The sequence below is a fragment of the Pantoea sp. M_9 genome (genome assembly GCF_008631385.1).
Classification (GTDB): Bacteria; Pseudomonadota; Gammaproteobacteria; order Enterobacterales; family Enterobacteriaceae; genus Pantoea; species Pantoea eucrina.
The window spans coordinates 1-16,788 of sequence record NZ_VWUF01000001.1 but is presented as its reverse complement, the minus strand read 5'-3'; the positions used below and the strand labels follow the sequence as shown (position 1 = coordinate 16,788).

14 protein-coding genes are annotated in these 16,788 nt (G+C 57.3%); 7 read left to right on the top strand and 7 right to left on the bottom strand.

The annotated features are described in order from the left end of the window. Positions 1-37 precede the first annotated feature (37 nt). From araH to F3I15_RS00060, 3 genes are read right to left on the bottom strand one after another with little or no spacing between them, the layout of a single operon-like run. On the bottom strand, positions 38-1,024 hold the full coding sequence (araH, locus tag F3I15_RS00070; RefSeq protein WP_039384220.1) for an L-arabinose ABC transporter permease AraH: 987 nt from the start codon (positions 1,022-1,024) through the stop codon (positions 38-40). 17 nt (positions 1,025-1,041) lie between these two features. Next, positions 1,042-2,562, bottom strand: coding sequence for an L-arabinose ABC transporter ATP-binding protein AraG (gene araG, locus F3I15_RS00065; RefSeq protein WP_150016080.1), 1,521 nt, complete (start codon positions 2,560-2,562; stop codon positions 1,042-1,044). Between the two features lie 58 nt (positions 2,563-2,620). Beyond that, positions 2,621-3,604, bottom strand: coding sequence for an arabinose ABC transporter substrate-binding protein (locus F3I15_RS00060; RefSeq protein ID WP_150016079.1), 984 nt, complete (start codon positions 3,602-3,604; stop codon positions 2,621-2,623). Between the two features lie 367 nt (positions 3,605-3,971). Between F3I15_RS00060 and F3I15_RS00055 the strand changes: the two genes are divergently transcribed. Together F3I15_RS00055 and araA are read left to right on the top strand one after the other, a co-directional pair. After that, on the top strand, positions 3,972-5,657 hold the full coding sequence (locus F3I15_RS00055; RefSeq protein WP_150016078.1) for a ribulokinase: 1,686 nt from the start codon (positions 3,972-3,974) through the stop codon (positions 5,655-5,657). Positions 5,658-5,669: 12 nt separating this feature from the next. Beyond that, a complete protein-coding gene (gene araA, locus F3I15_RS00050) occupies positions 5,670-7,172 on the top strand; it encodes an L-arabinose isomerase (protein WP_150016077.1) in 1,503 nt (500 codons plus the stop codon). A gap of 593 nt (positions 7,173-7,765) precedes the next feature. On the opposite strand, the gene yjfF is transcribed toward araA, so the two are convergent. The 4 genes from yjfF to ytfQ are packed head-to-tail and all read right to left on the bottom strand — an operon-like array spanning position 7,766 to position 12,289. Next, positions 7,766-8,752 carry a galactofuranose ABC transporter, permease protein YjfF gene (gene yjfF / locus F3I15_RS00045; protein ID WP_150016076.1) on the bottom strand — a complete coding sequence of 329 codons (987 nt, stop codon included), beginning with the start codon at positions 8,750-8,752 and terminating at the stop codon, positions 7,766-7,768. Further along, entirely contained in the window at positions 8,749-9,750 is a 1,002-nt protein-coding gene (gene ytfT, locus F3I15_RS00040) for a galactofuranose ABC transporter, ATP-binding protein YtfT (RefSeq protein WP_370513317.1), read from the bottom strand. Before ytfT ends, yjfF begins: the two co-directional genes overlap by 4 nt. A gap of 7 nt (positions 9,751-9,757) precedes the next feature. After that, positions 9,758-11,278 (bottom strand): sugar ABC transporter ATP-binding protein, encoded by a 1,521-nt coding sequence (locus F3I15_RS00035; RefSeq protein WP_150016074.1) that lies wholly within the window; start codon positions 11,276-11,278, stop codon positions 9,758-9,760. Positions 11,279-11,332: 54 nt separating this feature from the next. Then, complete coding sequence (gene ytfQ / locus F3I15_RS00030) at positions 11,333-12,289, bottom strand: galactofuranose ABC transporter, galactofuranose-binding protein YtfQ (protein WP_071668782.1); 957 nt, start codon at positions 12,287-12,289, stop codon at positions 11,333-11,335. Between the two features lie 618 nt (positions 12,290-12,907). On the opposite strand from ytfQ, the gene ydgT reads away from it, so the two are divergent. The 5 genes from ydgT to rsxC form a co-directional block, all read left to right on the top strand. Continuing rightward, positions 12,908-13,123, top strand: a complete 216-nt coding sequence (gene ydgT, locus F3I15_RS00025; RefSeq protein WP_150016073.1) for a transcription modulator YdgT — start codon at positions 12,908-12,910, stop codon at positions 13,121-13,123. Between the two features lie 2 nt (positions 13,124-13,125). Continuing rightward, positions 13,126-13,569 carry a DUF2569 domain-containing protein gene (locus tag F3I15_RS00020; protein WP_150016072.1) on the top strand — a complete coding sequence of 148 codons (444 nt, stop codon included), beginning with the start codon at positions 13,126-13,128 and terminating at the stop codon, positions 13,567-13,569. Between the two features lie 123 nt (positions 13,570-13,692). Beyond that, the gene (gene rsxA / locus F3I15_RS00015; RefSeq protein WP_065649440.1) at positions 13,693-14,274 is read left to right on the top strand and encodes an electron transport complex subunit RsxA; all 582 of its coding nucleotides are present in this window, start codon (positions 13,693-13,695) and stop codon (positions 14,272-14,274) included. A 1-nt stretch (position 14,275) separates the two neighbouring features. Continuing rightward, positions 14,276-14,854, top strand: coding sequence for an electron transport complex subunit RsxB (gene rsxB, locus F3I15_RS00010; RefSeq protein ID WP_150016071.1), 579 nt, complete (start codon positions 14,276-14,278; stop codon positions 14,852-14,854). Then, positions 14,847-16,788 (top strand): electron transport complex subunit RsxC (rsxC, locus tag F3I15_RS00005; RefSeq protein WP_150016070.1); only part of this gene is annotated, 1,942 nt, incomplete at its 3' end. The genes rsxB and rsxC, both read left to right, overlap by 8 nt.

Below are 16,788 nucleotides of genomic sequence, written 5' to 3'. Positions count from 1 at the left end.
CATGACGCGCGGCGCAACACCCGTTGCGCCGACGGAATCAAACGGCTCTGTTTTTCTGTTTGTAGCGATCGAAAATCACTGCGGCTAACAGTATCAGACCACGCACAACATACTGTGAGAATGGCGAGATATTCAGTAAATTCATCGCATTCTCTACGGTGCCCAGGATCAGCACCCCCGCTACCACATAAGAAATCTTACCGATGCCGCCTTTCAGCGAGACGCCGCCCAGCACGCAGGCAGAGATCACAATCAGCTCATAGCCCAGCGAGGTCATGGGCTGACCGCTGGTCATACGCGAGGCCAGAATAATGCCCGCCGCCGCTGAAACCAGCCCGGAAAGGATAAAGATAATGATGCGGGTCCGCACCACCGGCACGCCGGCCAGCCGGGCGGCTTCTTCATTGCCGCCAATCGCCAGCGTGTTGCGGCCAAAGGTGGTTTTATTCAGCAGGAAGCCAAACGCGATCATGGTAGCAATCGTGAGCCAGATAGGCGCCGGCACGCCCAGCCAGTTGGCATAACCCAGCGCAAAAAAGCGCTCATCTTCAATCCCTACCGCTTTACCGTCAGAGAAGATATAGGCCAGGCCGCGCACAATCTGCATCGTTGCCAGCGTGGTGATCAGGGCATTGATTTTCAGCCGGGCGATAACGAATCCGTTAACAAAACCGGTTGCCATACCAAGCAGCAGCCCGGCAGCCACGCCAATCCACAGGCTTTCGGTCATGTTGATCACCACCGCCGTCACTACGCCGGCGCAGGCGATAACCGAGGCGATGGAGAGATCAAAGTCTCCCGACGCCAGGCAGAACAGCATACCGCAGGCCACCATGCCGGACATCGACATCGCCAGGCCCAGCCCTTTCATATTGATAAAGGTGCCGAAGTTCGGCACAAAAATGGCGCAGACAATAAACAGCAGTGCAAAAACCACCAGCATGCCGAAATTATCCCAGATACGCCCCAGCTGCAGGCCGCTGCGCTGCACCGGTGGCGTGTTGGAAGTGGTAGATGAAGCCATTGTTGCTCTCCTGTACATCAGGCCACGGCGGCCGTTTGAGGGGTTTTCGGCATCGCCAGACTGAGCGTCAGCTGTTCGGTTGCCGTGTCGTGCGTCAGTTCTCCGGCAATTTCACCTTCGCGCATGACAATAATGCGGTCGGCGAGGCCCATGACTTCGGGCAGATCGCTCGATGCAAACAGCACCGCAATCCCTTTGCCTGCCAGTTGATAAATCAGGTTGTAGATCTCATGTTTTGCGCCAACGTCAATACCGCGCGTCGGCTCATCCAGCATGATCACGTTCATCTCTTCTGAGAGCCAGCGGCCCAGAATCGCCTTTTGCTGGTTGCCACCGGAGAGATTCATGATCAGCTGGTGCGGGCCAGGCGTTTTGATATTGAGTGAACGGATATGGCTTTCTGCGTTTTTCGTCTCCCAGCCGGGCCTGATCAGGCAGCCCGCCGTAAGGTTATGCCGCCGCGCGCTGATATTGATGTTCTCCCGCACGGAGTGCACCGGAATAATGCCTTCCGCTTTGCGATCTTCGGGACAGAGCATAATGCCCGCCCGGATAGCGTCGATCGGCTGACGGATCGCGAGCGGCCTGCCATCAAGCGAAACCGTGCCGCTGCGCAGCTGCGTGGCGCCAAACAGTCCTTTCATCAGCTCGCTGCGTCCGGCGCCCACCAGACCAAACAGTCCTACAATTTCTCCTGCGCGCACGCTGAACGAGATGGGCATGCGCACCCCTTTCGCCTCGACCTGGTCGAGCTGAAGACGCACCGCGCCCAGCTCGCGGGGCGCATAGCCATAGATGTCACCCAGGTTGCGCCCGACCATCGCCTCGACCAGATCGTCATGATGGGTGTTGGGCATATCCGTAAAGGTGCGCACATAGCGGCCATCTTTAAACACGGTAATCGCATCGCTCAGGGCAAAAATCTCCTCCATGCGGTGCGACACATACAGCACCACCCGTCCTTCAGCGCGCAGCTGACGGATAACGCGAAACAGATGCTCAATTTCACGGGCTGAGAGTGAGCTGGTCGGCTCATCAAAGGCGATAATGCGGGCATTGCGCGCCAGCGCCTTGGCGATCTCCACCATCTGCCACTGCCCCAGCGACAGATATTTCAGCGGCATGTCGGGATCGATATCCATCCCGAGATTTTTCAGCTGCAATCCCGCTTCGTAGCGCAGCAGCTTGCGGTTTACCAGGCCGCGTTTATGCGGCAGCTGGCCGAGATAGATATTCTCCGCCACGCTCATTTCCGGCACCAGGTGCAGCTCCTGGTAGATGATAGCGACGCCGGCATCCAGCGCCTCAACCGTATTACTGAAGCGCTTCGCCTCGCCTTTGATACGGATTTCACCACTTGTAGGCTGGTAGCTGCCGCTGAGAATTTTCAGCAGCGTCGATTTTCCCGCGCCGTTTTCGCCCATCAGCGCGTGCACCTCACCGGCGCGGCACTCAAAACCGATATCCTGCAGGGCTTTTACGCCAGGAAAGGTTTTGCTGATGCCATGAAAAGAGAGAAATGCCTGATCGGTCTCCATGGAAACTCCTGATAGTGCCTGTCGGATTTCAGGTGCGCATAAATGCGCACCCTGTGCGTTACATCAATCCTTTCTTCGCCAGTTCGGTTTTGAAGTTATCGCGGGTGATCAGCACCACATCCGTCACCTCAGTAAATCTGGCGGGCTCTTCGCCTTTAGTGACCCAGTTGTAGAGCATCTGGCTGCTCTTATAACCGTGAACGTCCGGGCTGGGCAGCAGCGAACCATAGAAACCGGTCGCAGAGCCTTTAGAGAGTTCGCTGATCGCATCCACGCCGTTGATGCCGATACCAATCACATCTGGCGCTTTAAAACCCTGGCCTTCAGTGGCGCGCACGCCACCCAGTACGGTGTTATCGTTCATACCGACAATCAGCCAGTGTTTGACTTCCGGGTGCTGCACCAGCAGGGAGTTACCGGCATCAAACGCGCCGGGAATATCGTTGGATTTGGTAGGAACCTGATAAATCTGCTTCTCAGGGAAGCCTGCTGCTTTCAGGGCCGCCATAGAGCCACCGGTACGGCGACGCGCCGTATCCAGCTCGTTAGCGGTGATCGCCATCACCGCGGTCTCTTTAACGTCCCAGCCGCGCTTCTGCATCTCTTTATAGAGTTCCTGACCCTGACGTTCGCCGATCTTCGTTGCCGCCATCATCACCAGCGGAACGGTCTCCATTGGCTTGCCTTTCGCTGTGACAAACTGGTCATCTACCGCAATCACTTTAAGATCGTAGCTGCGCGCTTTTGCCATAATGGCCGACCCGAGTTTGGGATCGGGGGTGCAGATGACAAACCCTTTTGCGCCGCTGGCCGCCAGGCTGTCGATGGCGTTAAGCGTTTTTTCACCATCCGGTACAGCAATTTTAATCACCTCAAAACCCAGATCCTTGCCCGCTTTGTCGGCAAATTTCCATTCGGTCTGGAACCACGGCTCCTCTGGCTGTTTAACAAGAAAACCGAGCTTCATCGTCTCGGCGATAGCGGAATGTGACATAACCGCGGCGAGGCTGACGGCCGCCAGCGCTTTAGTGAATTTATGCATGATGCTCTCCGGCACAATGGTGTTTTATCGCTGTTATTAACGTTTTTGTGTAAACGCTACCATCTGAATTCTGCTTTCGGGTACAGCGCAAAATCAGCGCGTTAGCTCAAGGGTTGCTGAAAGGCTGTGCAAACGCTGGGCTAGTTGTAGCGAGAAACGCGGCGCAAAATGTAGAGCGGTATCACATAGCAAAACGAAGGCAAAAATATCCATATATTCAGCAAAATTAATCGGTGCCTGACTTTTGCGGCCGATCACACAACCTCTCCGATGACAGAAAAGTACATATTCTCAGCCGCTGATGACTAACGGCTTATGGCATTGCCTCGCAGGATAGAACCCAGATAACTCACACAGGAGAATCCCGATGGGTGCTGGCGCCATAACAATTGGGCTGGATTTTGGCAGTGACTCGGTGCGTGCGCTGGCGGTTGACTGCCACAGCGGCAAAGAGCTGGAAAAAGCGGTGGTCAACTATCCGCGCTGGGCGCAGGGCGAGTTTTGCGACGCGCACGCCAACCGGTTTCGTCATCATCCGCAGGACTATATCGATGCGCTGGAACAGGCGCTGGTCAGCGTGATTCAGGCGTTAACGCCCGCGCAGCGCGCCGCGGTTGCCGGGATCGGCGTGGATACAACCGGATCAACACCGGCCCCAGTCGATCGCAACGGCAATGTACTGGCGCTGCGTCCGGAATTTGCGGCGAATCCCAACGCCATGTTTGTGCTGTGGAAAGATCACACCGCGATCGAGGAAGCTGAAGAGATCACCCGTCTCTGCCACAGCGGGCGCTTTACCGATTACACCCGCTATATCGGCGGCATTTACTCATCGGAATGGTTCTGGGCCAAAATCTTACACGTCTCGCGGGAGGATGCGGCCGTGCGGGAGGCTGCGGTCTCCTGGGTTGAACTCTGCGACTGGGTGCCGGCGCTGCTAAGCGGCACGACCGCCCCCGATAAGCTGCGCCGCGGGCGCTGCGCTGCCGGGCATAAATCGCTCTGGCATCCGGAGTGGCAGGGCCTGCCGGACGTGGCCTTCCTCAACGCGCTTGATCCGATGCTGACAGAACAGCTCGACTCGCCGCTGTTTACCGATACCTGGACCGCTGACCTGCCGGTTGGCACGCTGAGCGCTGAATGGGCTGCCCGCCTTGGGTTATCTGAACAGGTGGTCATCTCTGGCGGCGCCTTTGACTGCCACATGGGTGCGGTTGGTGCCGGTGCTCAGCCCTACACGCTGGTTAAAGTCATCGGCACATCAACCTGCGACATTCTGATTGCAGACAGCGAAACCGTCGGCGATCGCGCTATCCGGGGCATCTGCGGCCAGGTCGACGGCAGCGTCGTCCCCGGCGCCATTGGCTGCGAAGCGGGCCAGTCTGCTTTTGGCGATATCTACGCCTGGTTCAGCCGCCTGCTCGGCTGGCCACTGCAGCAGGCTGCGCAGCGCCACCCTGAGCTGCAGCCGCAGCTGGCTGCGCTGCAACAGGAACTGATCCGCGAACTCACCGAAGCGTGGGCCGCTAATCCGCAGCTCGATCATCTGCCGGTGGTGCTGGACTGGTTTAACGGACGCCGCACCCCGGATGCAAACCAGCGGCTGAAAGGTGTGATCACCGATCTCAACCTGGGCACCGATGCGCCGGCTTTGTTTGGCGGTCTGATCGCCGCCACGGCGTTTGGTGCGCGGGCGATTATGGAGTGTTTTGAGCAGCAGGCGATTCCGGTAAAGAGCATCCTGACGCTGGGGGGGATTGCCCGCAAGTCCCCTGCCATTATGCAGGCGTGTTGTGATGTGATGAACCGTCCGCTGGATATTGTCGCCTCAGACGAGTGCTGCGCGCTGGGCGCGGCAATTTTTGCGGCCGTGGCGGCGGAAGTCTATCCCGACGTACCTGCCGCGCAGCAGGTGATGGCCAGCCCGGTTGCTGTCACGCTGCAGCCCGACGCACAGCGCGTAGCGGCATATCAGCAGCTCTATCAACGTTATCAAAACTGGTGTGAGGCAGCTGAACCACAGTACGCGCCGCGCACCCTATCCGCACAGTAAAGGAGTGGTTTAATGGAACAGCATAACGCACAGCAGGTGTGGTTTGTTATCGGTACACAGCACCTCTACGGCGCGGAAACATTGCGCCAGGTGGAAGAGCACGCCCGTCAGGTGATGGAAGGACTTAATCAGGCTGGCACGCTGCCGGTGCCGCTGGTGCTGCAGCCGCTGGTCAAATCGCCGGATGAAGCGCTGGCGCTCTGCCGGGCAGCGAATCACGACAATCAGTGCGTCGGCATCATCACCTGGCTGCACACATTTTCGCCGGCAAAAATGTGGATCGGCGGACTGAGCGTTCTCAATAAGCCACTGCTGCAGTTCCATACTCAGTTCAACGCAGAGATCCCGTGGGACAGCATGGATATGGATTTTATGAACCTGAACCAGACCGCACACGGCGGCCGCGAGTTCGGTTTCATCGGCGCCCGCATGGGATTGCAGCACAACGTCATCACCGGCCACTGGCAGGATCGTACCAGCCAGCAGCGTATCGCCCGCTGGATCAACGCCGCGCTGGCAAAACAGGCCAGCCAGCAGCTTAAAGTCGCCCGCTTTGGCGATAACATGCGGGAAGTTGCCGTAACCGAAGGCGACAAAGTTGCCGCACAGATCCAGTTTGGCTACGCCGTTAACGGCTGGGGCGTGGGCGACCTGGTTGAGGTGATCAATGGCGTCAGCGACGGTGACGTCAGCGCGCTGATCGATGAGTATGAAAGTCAGTATCTCTTCAGCGAGGCGGCAGCCGTTAACGGCGACAAGCGGCAGAACGTGCTGGACGCAGCGCGCATTGAGCTGGGCCTGAAGCGCTTCCTGGAGGATGAAGGCTGTAAAGCGTTCACGACCAACTTCCAGACGCTGCACGGTATGACGCAGCTGCCGGGGCTGGCGGTGCAGCGTCTGATGGGCCAGGGCTACGGCTTTGCCGGCGAAGGCGACTGGAAGACCGCAGCGCTGCTGCACATTCTCAAAGTGCAGGCGGGCACGCGTGCAGGCGGCACCTCTTTTATGGAGGATTACACGTATCATTTCTCTCCAGGCAACTATCTGGTGCTGGGTTCGCATATGCTGGAAGTCTGCCCTTCTATTGCCAAAGAGGAGAAGCCGCTGATTGACGTTCAGTTCCTGGGAATTGGCGGTAAGGCCGATCCGGCGCGTCTGATTTTCTCCACGCCTGCCGGACGCGCGATCAATGCCAGCGTAATTGATCTGGGCGATCGTTTCCGCCTGCTGGTTAACGTAGTGGATGCGATTGAACAGCCTGAACCGCTGCCGAAGCTGCCGGTTGCCCGTGCGCTGTGGCGTGCCCAGCCCTCGCTGGCAACTGCGTCAGAAGCGTGGATCCTCGGCGGCGGCGCGCACCATACGGTATTCAGCCAGGCGCTGGATCTGGAGGATATGTATCTCTACGGCGAGCTGAACGGCATTGAAGTGATGGTGATCGATGAAGAAACCCGCCTGCCTGCGTTTAAGGACGCGCTGCGCTGGAACGAAGTTTATTACCGTTTAGCCCGCTGATTTTGATTACTGCCCCAACCTTGAGCCGCGCACCGTCGCGGCTTTTTAATGCCTGAAATCCGCGGGTTAAAACCTGCCAGGGAGCCGATCTCGGCCAAGGGCGCATTAATGCGCCCCCTACGGGGAGAATGGTGATGGTATGTTGTAGGGGCGGCATTAATGCGCCCCCCTACGGGAGAGAATGGTGATGGTCTGTTGTAGGGGCGGCATTAATGCCGCCCTGGTGGCAGCGGATACCTGATGTGTGAAGATTGGGCTCTGGCAACGAGCGAGGGTGCTGGCAGGCCGGTGAAGTCCGGGGCGGAGAGCAAAGCGTCCGCGCCAGGGATGGCGCGGCCGATCGGCAGGACGCCGGGTTCCTTTGCGATCGCCCCGGGCTTTACCGGCCGTGGTAGTCGGCCAGGGGCGCATGAATGCGCCCCCTACGGGGAGAATGGTGATGGTGTGTTGTAGGGGCGGCATTAATGCCGACCTTGTGCATAACATATGGCCAGGGAGCCGATCTCGGCCAGGGGCGCATTAATGCGCCCCCTAGGGGACCGAATGGTACTGAATGCGCGCCCGGCGGGGCAGAATGGTGCTGAATACGCCCCCTACGGGGTGAGGCGTTTTACCGGGGCGTTTTGCTGACGATCCCACATCACGGTTAACATGCGCTGCAGCGCGATAAACGCAAACAGCAGGATGCCGATAGCAATCTTGGTCCACCACGAACTCAGCGTGCCGTCGAAATTAATCCACGTCTGGATCAGTCCCTGAATCAGTACACCAAACAGCGTGCCGAGCACGGTGCCAACGCCGCCGGACAGCAGCGTACCGCCAATCACTACCGAAGCAATCGCATCCAGCTCTGTGCCCAGCCCGGCCAGCGCGTAACCGGCGGAGGTATAGATAGAGAACACAATACCGGCCAGGGTTGCCAGCGTTGTAGAGAGCATATACACCTTAATGGTCGTCGCGCGGGTCGAAACGCCCATCAGCTGCGCCGAGGTAAGATTGCCGCCAATGGCGTATACCTGATTTCCAAATCGGGTACGGTGCGCCAGAATAATACCGCCTGCGACCACCACCAGCATAATTACCGCCAGCAGGCTCAGCCGCCCGCCGCCGGGGATTTTCCACGCCAGGCCTGACAGCGTTGCGTAAAGGGGATGATCAATCGGAATGGAGTTCTCTGACACCAGGTAACTGCAGCCGCGCAGAAAAAACATCCCTGCCAGCGTAATAATAAACGCCGGGATCTTCAGCGCATCAATCAGCCAGCCCATCATGGCGCCAAACAGCGCCCCCAGCGCAAGAACCAGGGCAAACGCCAGCAGCGGATCAAGATGGAAATCACCGATAATGCGCGCCAGAAACACGCCGGTAAAGGCGATTACCGCGCCAACGGAGAGGTCGATCCCGCCGGACAAAATCACAAAGGTCATGCCCACGGCGATAATGCCAAGAAACGCGTTATCCGTCAGAATATTGCAGATAACCCGTGTTGATGCGAAGCCCGGAAACTGGCTCAGACAGAACAGATATCCCGCCACAAACACCAGCAGCGTAATCATCAATGGCAAATGACGCTTTATCATTTTGAACGCCTCCCCTTCAGCATGGCGATAAACCGCGGCGACTGCAGCAGCAGCACGCACATCACAACCACCGCTTTCACCACCTGGTTCAGTTCCGGCGGGAACCCTGACAGCAGTATCCCGGTATTCATCGACTGTATAATCAGTGCGCCAATCAGCGACAGCACCAGATTAAAGCGACCGCCCATCAGCGAGGCTCCGCCAATCACCACGGCCAGAATGGCATCCAGCTCCAGCCACAGGCCGGCGTTATTGGCGTCAGCACCCCGGATATCAGCCGCGACAATCAGCCCGGCCACCGCTGCACATAAACCGCTAATCACATAGGTCGACATCACCACCAGCCAGCCGTTGACGCCTGCGTTGCGCGCCGCGCGCAGGTTGATACCTACCGCTTCGATAAACAGGCCCAGCGCTGTTTTGCGCGTCAGCAGCCAGACAGCCAGCGCCACCAGCAGCGTGATCCAGACCGGCACCGGCAACCAGAGCAGCGAACCGCTGCCAAACCACGCCAGGCTTTCGCTGTTAAACGTCACGATCTGCCCCTGCGTAATCAGCTGCGCTACGCCCCGCCCCGCTACCATAAGAATAAGCGTGGCCACAAACGGCTGAATTTTCAGCAGCGCCACCAGCACCCCATTCCACAGGCCACATAGCAGGCCGGTTCCGAGCGTTGCCAGTACAATCACGCCCAGGCTATGTCCCGCAACGGTCAGCGTGGCTGCGGTTGCGCCTGCAATAGCCATTACTGCGCCCACAGAGAGATCGATCCCGCCGGTAGCGATGACCAGCGTCATGCCCACGGCGAGTAGCGCCACCGGCGCGGCGCGGTTCAGAATATCGATCGGGCTACCAAACAGACGACCATCCTGAATATGAATGGCAAAAAAGTTATTCGCGACCAGGCTGTCAATCAGCAGCACCAGAATCAGTGCCGCAAGCTGTGGCATACCCGGTGGCAACTTCAGCTTACGTCTTTCAGGTTTTGACTGTGTCATAGACGATTCAGGCATGTTGTGCACCTCCCTCGGCGATAGCGTTCACAATGGACGCCACGGAGAGCTGCTCGAGTGGAATTTCAGCCACCTGCTTCAGATCGCGCATAATCAGGACGCGATCGGCGTAGCCAACCAGCTCTTCCAGTTCAGAAGAGATGACCAGCAGCGCCAGACCATCCGCGCAGAGCGACTCGATCAAACGAATAATCTCAGCGTGCGCACCGACATCGATGCCGCGCGTTGGCTCATCCAGGATCAGAAACTGCGGTTTGGTCACCAGCCAGCGCGACAGCAGCACCTTCTGCTGATTGCCGCCTGACAGCAACTCAATCGGCTGGTCGGCATGCGGCGTACGGATGCCGAGGCTTTTAATAAAACGTTCGGCAATCGCCTGCTGCTCGCGGCGCTTAATCGGACGCAGCCAGCCGCGCTGCGCCTGCAGCGCCAGAATAATATTCTCACGCACGGAAGCCGCACCAATAATGCCATCCGTTTTGCGATCTTCAGGACAGAATCCCATACCCAGACGGGAGGCCTGCGCCGGCGTACGAATAGTCTGCAGCTTGCCTTTAATACGCGCGGTGCCGCGATCGGCACGCCGGATACCAAACAGCACCTCTGCGGTTTCAGTACGGCCTGAACCCAGCAGGCCCGCCAGACCAACCACCTCACCCGGCCTGACCTGCAGGCTGAAAGGTTCAATAGTGCCTTTTTTGCCATAATCCTCAAACGCCACTACCGGCTGATCGCTGCGCAGGGTGCTGCCCTGTCGCTGCAGCGCGGTCTCCAGCAGCTCGCGCCCCAGCATCAGCTTAATCAGCTCTATCTGCGGTAGCGAAGCGGTATCACGCGTGGCGATAAACTGGCCGTTGCGCAACACGGTAATGCGATCGGTAATACGGTACACCTGGTCAAGAAAGTGGGTCACAAAGATCAGACTCATGCCTCTGGCACGCAGCTGCGCCATAAGCGTAAACAGCATTTCCACTTCACTGGCGTCCAGACTGGCCGTAGGCTCATCCAGAATCAGTATCTGTGCCGACAGATCGACCGCGCGGCAGATAGCGATAATCTGCTGCATGGCGACAGAGTAATGTCCAAGCGGGCGCGTCACATCCAGCGCGAAGCCGTAATTGCGCATCAGCGTATCGGCATCACGGTTCATTTTCCGGCGATCGACCATGCCAAAGCGCTGTGGCTCGCGGCCGATATAGAGGTTGTCCGCCACCGACATATTTGGCAACAGGTTAACCTCCTGATAGACCGTGCCGATCCCGGCGCGCTGCGCATCCGCCGTACTGTGGGGCGTGATAGCTTCTCCGTTAAGGGTGATGCTACCGGCATCGCGTGAATAGACGCCGGTCAGCACTTTAATCAGCGTTGATTTGCCGGCGCCATTCTCACCCAGCAGCGCCATAATCTCGCCTTTGCGGATAGTGAATGAGACATTATCCAGCGCTTTTACGCCGGGAAATCTTTTACTGATGCCGCTCAGCGTGAGCAGCGGTGTATCATTGATGGTGCTCATCAGGCTCTACCTCGCTGATGTCAGCAGAGCCGCCCCGCAGGGCGGCTGCGGGGATCAGTAACCCATGTTTTTCTTTTTATCGAGTTCTGTCTGGGCATCCGCCGGCAGGAAGAGCTTCGACTCCGTTTTAATGATTTTAGGTGGCATGGTGCCATCTTTCTTAAACTTCTCCAGCGCATCAAACGCCGGTCCGGCCATATCCGGCGTCAGCTCGACGTTGGCATTTGCCTCACCAGCCAGCATCGCTTTATAGATATCCGGTACGCCATCGATTGAACCAGTCAGAATATCTTTGCCTGGCTTCAGGCCCGCTTCTTTTATCGCCTGAATGGCACCGATTGCCATATCATCATTGTGGGCATAGACCATGCAGATATTTTTGCCGTTATTTTCAGCTTTAATAAAGCTCTCCATCACCTCTTTACCTTTACTGCGGGTAAAGTCACCGGACTGAGAACGGATCACTTTAATGTTATTATGTCCGGCTATCGCTTCGGCAAATCCTTTTTTACGATCGATAGCCACACTGGCGCCGACCGTTCCCTGCAGCTCTACGACGTTACACTGTTTGTCGCCAACGGTTTTTACCAGCCAGTCGCCAATCAGCTTGCCTTCCAGCACGTTGTCCGCTGTCACCACTGCCATATAGAGAGATTTGTCCTTCACGACAATGGCGCGATCCAGCAGGAAGACCGGAATTTTGGCATCTTTTGCTTCTTCAAGTACCGGTTCCCAGCCGGTCTGCACTACCGGCGCGATGAAGATGGCGTCCACTCCCTGAGCAATAAACGAACGTACTGCTTTAATCTGGTTTTCCTGCTTCTGCTGACCATCAGCAATTTTCAGCGTAATACCGCGCTTTTTAGCTTCGCTTTTCGCGACGCTGGTTTCAGCTGCACGCCAGCCCGATTCCGAACCAACCTGCGAGAATCCCACTGTCATATCAGCGGCCAGCACCGGCGTGCTGAGCGCGGCGCTCACCATGGCGGTAAGGAGTAAACGTTTCCACATAGTTTTCATTCCTCTGAAGGGAGTGTGTAGTCGGGGTACAAACGCAGATTAAGCCTGACGTAATTCAGCTAAAACTAGCGCGACATAACTCACAAAACAGAATGATTTAAAGGAGTTACGCCCATATGGCATCATCAGAGTGCATCAGGTTTATGGATAAAACAGCTGAGTTTTAATATCTGAAGGGGCAAATAACTGTAATAAACAGAACTGGTTAGATTTGAACGGGCTGGAAGCGATTACAACCGCTGCGTAAAGAATGGTTATGCTGTTGTTCATAAAGCAATAAGCAATTTTGTGATAACCCGCACACTCCGCCAGCGGCTACGCTGGCCTGATTAACTTATTCAGCCGTTATGACTTAATTATTGTCAAAAAATAAACGCAATAAATGTTGCCGTTCTCACCTGTTAGATTTTCTCACAGCATAGGGAATAAGGTGTCTGTGGAATAGATGTTTTGCTGTTATATCCCGAAATTTCACTCAAAAAATCGCAGCTGATGAAGTAATTACTCCGCCTGGTCTGAATTTTAAATTTTTTTAACACCGATATATAGACAGCAGCGGCGCGCTCCCTATACTTGAGCCTTCTTTCGTTCTTCTGTTCAATGGCAATCATGACTGCGCTGGATTACCTGCTAAAATTTCGCAAAGTGAATAATCTTGAGAGTCTGGAAAAACTCTACGATCATCTCAACTATTCGCTGACTGATGATAATGACCTCATCAATATGTATCGTGCTGCCGATCATCGCCGTGCTGAACTGGTCTCTGGTGGCCGACTATACGATCTGGGCTGCGTGCCTAAATCAGTGTGGCGCTATGTGGTTTAATTATGTCTGAATCTGTTCACTCACCGCGCATTGGGGGCTGGCTGTTACTGCCGCTGGCCTGGCTGATTATGACCATGCTAACCAGCGCGCTGGTTGTCGCGCTTTATCTGCGCCCGCTGTTTGACAGCGAGCTGCGTACCACGCTGTTTTCACACGCTAATCTGCTGTTATCACAGTGGCTGGTCTCCCTGCTGACGGCCGCTGCGGTCTGGCTCTACAGCATCTGGGTATGCTGGATATTCTGCAGACGTTCGCGGCGCCTGCCACGGCACTACACCCTGTGGCTGCTGATGACCGTCGTGCTGGCGCTGAAAACCTTTGCCTTCACGCCGGTTGCAGACGGCAAAGCGCTGCAGACCCTGCTTCTGACGCTGCTGGCCGCGGCCCTGTTTGTGCCCTACTTCAAGCGCTCCCGGCGGGTTAAACAGACCTTCACTGCCCCGTAATGCTGCGTAATTCGTCAGGAATTTAATTCTGCGTGCTTTCAGAGCTGCTCTCGCCGGGGTAAAGGTTGAGATGTAGCTCTCATTTCCGGATAATAAACGCCTTTAGGCTTCCCAGGTTAAACCATGACCGATTACTTGCTTCTCTTTATTGGCACAGTGCTGGTGAACAACTTCGTGTTGGTCAAATTCCTCGGCCTTTGTCCGTTCATGGGCGTGTCAAAAAAACTGGAAACGGCCATTGGCATGGGACTCGCCACCACGTTTGTTATCACGCTCGCTTCGGTGTGTGCCTGGCTGGTTAACCATCTGATTCTGATCCCGCTGGATCTGGTTTATCTGCGCACGATGGCCTATATCCTGGTGATTGCCGTCGTGGTGCAGTTTACAGAGATGGTGGTGCGGAAAACCAGTCCGTCACTCTACCGGCTGCTGGGGATCTTCCTGCCGCTGATCACCACCAACTGTGCGGTACTGGGTGTGCCATTACTGAGCGTTAATCTTAACCATACGTTTCTGCAGGCTGCGCTCTACGGTTTTAGCGCCTCGCTGGGCTTTTCACTGGTGATGGTGCTGTTTGCCGGCATGCGTGAACGTCTGGTGCTGGCTAACGTGCCGGCACCGTTTAAAGGTAACTCTATCGCCCTGATCACCGCTGGCCTGATGGCGCTGGCGTTTATGGGCTTTACCGGTCTGGTGAAATTCTGATATGACCGCTATCTGGATAGCAATCGCTGTGCTCAGCGCGCTGGGACTGATTTTTGGTGGCCTGCTCGGCTACGCTTCGCGCCGCTTTGAAGTTGAAGAAGACCCTATTGTCGAACAGATTGATGCCGTACTGCCACAAAGCCAGTGCGGTCAGTGCGGCTACCCCGGATGTCGTCCCTATGCGGATGCTGTCGGCAATAACGGAGAAGCGATCAACAAGTGCGCTCCGGGTGGCGAGCAGACCATGCTCAGGCTGGCGGAGCTGCTGAACGTTGAGCCGCAGCCGCTCGATGGCGGTGCCGAAACCCTTACGCCGGTGCGTACCGTGGCGTGGATCGACGAAGAGAACTGTATTGGCTGCACTAAGTGCATTCAGGCGTGTCCGGTGGATGCGATTGTCGGCGCCACGCGCGCCATGCACACCGTGCTCAGCGACGTTTGCACGGGCTGCGACCTGTGTGTGGCTCCCTGCCCGACTGACTGCATTGAAATGCGCCCGGTCGCCACTACCCCAGCAAGCTGGAAGTGGGATCTCAACACCATTCCTGTAAAAGTGATCCCGGCAGAACATCATGCTTAATCTGTTAAATCTGTTTCGCAAAGAGAAGCTGTGGGATTTTCAGGGCGGTATTCATCCGCCGGAAATGAAAACACAGTCCAACGGTACGCCGCTGAGCACGCTGCCGCTGCCTGAACAGTTTGTTATTCCCCTGAAGCAGCATATTGGCCATGAGGGTGAGATCTGTGTCTCGCCGGGCGACCGCGTGCTGCGCGGCCAGCCGCTCACCTTTGGCAGCGGACGCATGCTGCCGGTACACGCGCCAACGTCAGGCACCGTAGAGGCTATCGCGCCGCACATGACGGCGCACCCGTCCGGGCTCTCAGAGCTGTGCATTTTCCTGCGCGCTGACGGCGAAGACCGCTGGATCGAACGTGATGCGCAGCCCGACTACCGTGCGCTGAGCCGGGAAGAGGTTACTCGACGCATTCACAGCGCTGGCGTAGCGGGCCTGGGCGGCGCCGGGTTTCCCACCGCCACTAAACTGCGTGGCGGCCTGCAGGGTGTCAAAACGTTAATCATCAATGCCGCAGAGTGCGAGCCTTATATCACCGCTGACGACCGGCTGATGCAGGATTACGCCGCTGAAGTGCTGGAAGGCTGCCGGATCCTTGCCTGGGTACTGCAGGCAGAACGCGTTCTGGTCGGTATTGAAGATAACAAGCCTGAAGCGATTGCCGCCCTGAAACAGGCCCTGCGCGGCGAGCGCGATATTGAGATCCGGGTTATCCCGACAAAATACCCCTCTGGCGGGGCCAAACAGCTGACCAAAATCCTGACCGGGCGGGAAGTGCCGCACGGCGGACGCTCAACGGATATTGGCGTGCTGATGCAGAACGTCGGCACCGCCTGGGCGGTTAAGCGTGCGATTATTGATGGTGAACCCATCACCGAGCGCGTGGTCACGCTGACCGGCGACGCGATTGCGCAACCGCGCAACGTCTGGGGTCGTCTTGGCACCCCGGTGAGTCATCTGCTGCGTCAGGTCGGTTTTCAGCCGGGGCCGCGTCAGATGGTGATCATGGGCGGGCCGCTGATGGGCTTTACCCTGCCCTCCCTCGACGTGCCGGTTGTGAAAATTACCAACTGTATTCTGGCACCTGCCGCCAGCGAAATGGCTGCGCCGCAGGAAGAGCAATCCTGCATTCGCTGCAGCGCCTGCGCCGACGCCTGTCCGGCGAAGCTGCTGCCGCAGCAGCTTTACTGGTATAGCCAGGGCGGCGATCATGAAAAAGCGCGCGCGCATAATATCGATGACTGTATTGAATGCGGTGCCTGCGCCTACGTCTGCCCGAGCAATATTCCGCTGGTTCAGTATTACCGGCAGGAAAAAGCTGAGCTGCGCGCCATCGATCTTGAAGCGAAGCGCACGGCAGAGGCTAAGGCACGCTTTGAGGCGCGTCAGGCACGGTTAGAACGCGAGAAACTGGCGCGCGAGGCGCGTCACGAAGAGGCGAAGCAGCGCGTTGCGCGCAGCGATAAGGGCGAACGCGACGCCGCTGCGGCACGTATTAAAGCGCGTCAGGCGAAAACGCCAGAGCAGGAAATAGCTGAACGCGAAGCGCGTCACGCACAGGCGCTGGCGCAGCAGGCAGCAACCCAGGCAGAGACGCAGCCGGTTACCCGTCAGACAGGCGACCCGCGTAAAGCGGCGGTGGAAGCCGCAATCGCCCGGGCGAAAGCGAAAAAAGCGGTTCAGCCAGAGAGCGAGGCTACGGCAGAGAGCGACCCGCGTAAAGCGGCAGTAGAAGCAGCGATTGCGCGGGCGAAAGCGAAAAAAGCGGCAACTGAGCGTCCTGAGGCCACTCCTGCTGCGATGCCGGCAGCAGAGGCATCTGAGCCGGCAATGGAGGAGGATCCGCGCAAAGCCGCCGTCGCCGCCATTGCACGCGCCAAAGCGAAAAAAGCGGCCGCGCAGGCCACAACCGCAGAGGAGCCGGTCGCCGAAACGCCTG

Excerpts from the sequence above, each read along its gene's own strand:
- ydgT (WP_150016073.1), top strand. The coding sequence starts at position 12,908 with ATGACTGCGCTGGATTACCTGCTAAAATTTCGCAAAGTGAATAATCTT.
- ytfQ (WP_071668782.1), bottom strand. The coding sequence starts at position 12,289 with ATGTGGAAACGTTTACTCCTTACCGCCATGGTGAGCGCCGCGCTCAGC.
- araG (WP_150016080.1), bottom strand. The coding sequence starts at position 2,562 with ATGGAGACCGATCAGGCATTTCTCTCTTTTCATGGCATCAGCAAAACC.
- rsxB (WP_150016071.1), top strand. The coding sequence starts at position 14,276 with ATGACCGCTATCTGGATAGCAATCGCTGTGCTCAGCGCGCTGGGACTG.
- F3I15_RS00055 (WP_150016078.1), top strand. The coding sequence starts at position 3,972 with ATGGGTGCTGGCGCCATAACAATTGGGCTGGATTTTGGCAGTGACTCG.
- F3I15_RS00060 (WP_150016079.1), bottom strand. The coding sequence starts at position 3,604 with ATGCATAAATTCACTAAAGCGCTGGCGGCCGTCAGCCTCGCCGCGGTT.
- rsxA (WP_065649440.1), top strand. The coding sequence starts at position 13,693 with ATGACCGATTACTTGCTTCTCTTTATTGGCACAGTGCTGGTGAACAAC.
- yjfF (WP_150016076.1), bottom strand. The coding sequence starts at position 8,752 with ATGATAAAGCGTCATTTGCCATTGATGATTACGCTGCTGGTGTTTGTG.
- araA (WP_150016077.1), top strand. The coding sequence starts at position 5,670 with ATGGAACAGCATAACGCACAGCAGGTGTGGTTTGTTATCGGTACACAG.
- araH (WP_039384220.1), bottom strand. The coding sequence starts at position 1,024 with ATGGCTTCATCTACCACTTCCAACACGCCACCGGTGCAGCGCAGCGGC.
- F3I15_RS00035 (WP_150016074.1), bottom strand. The coding sequence starts at position 11,278 with ATGAGCACCATCAATGATACACCGCTGCTCACGCTGAGCGGCATCAGT.
- F3I15_RS00020 (WP_150016072.1), top strand. The coding sequence starts at position 13,126 with ATGTCTGAATCTGTTCACTCACCGCGCATTGGGGGCTGGCTGTTACTG.
- ytfT (WP_370513317.1), bottom strand. The coding sequence starts at position 9,750 with ATGACACAGTCAAAACCTGAAAGACGTAAGCTGAAGTTGCCACCGGGT.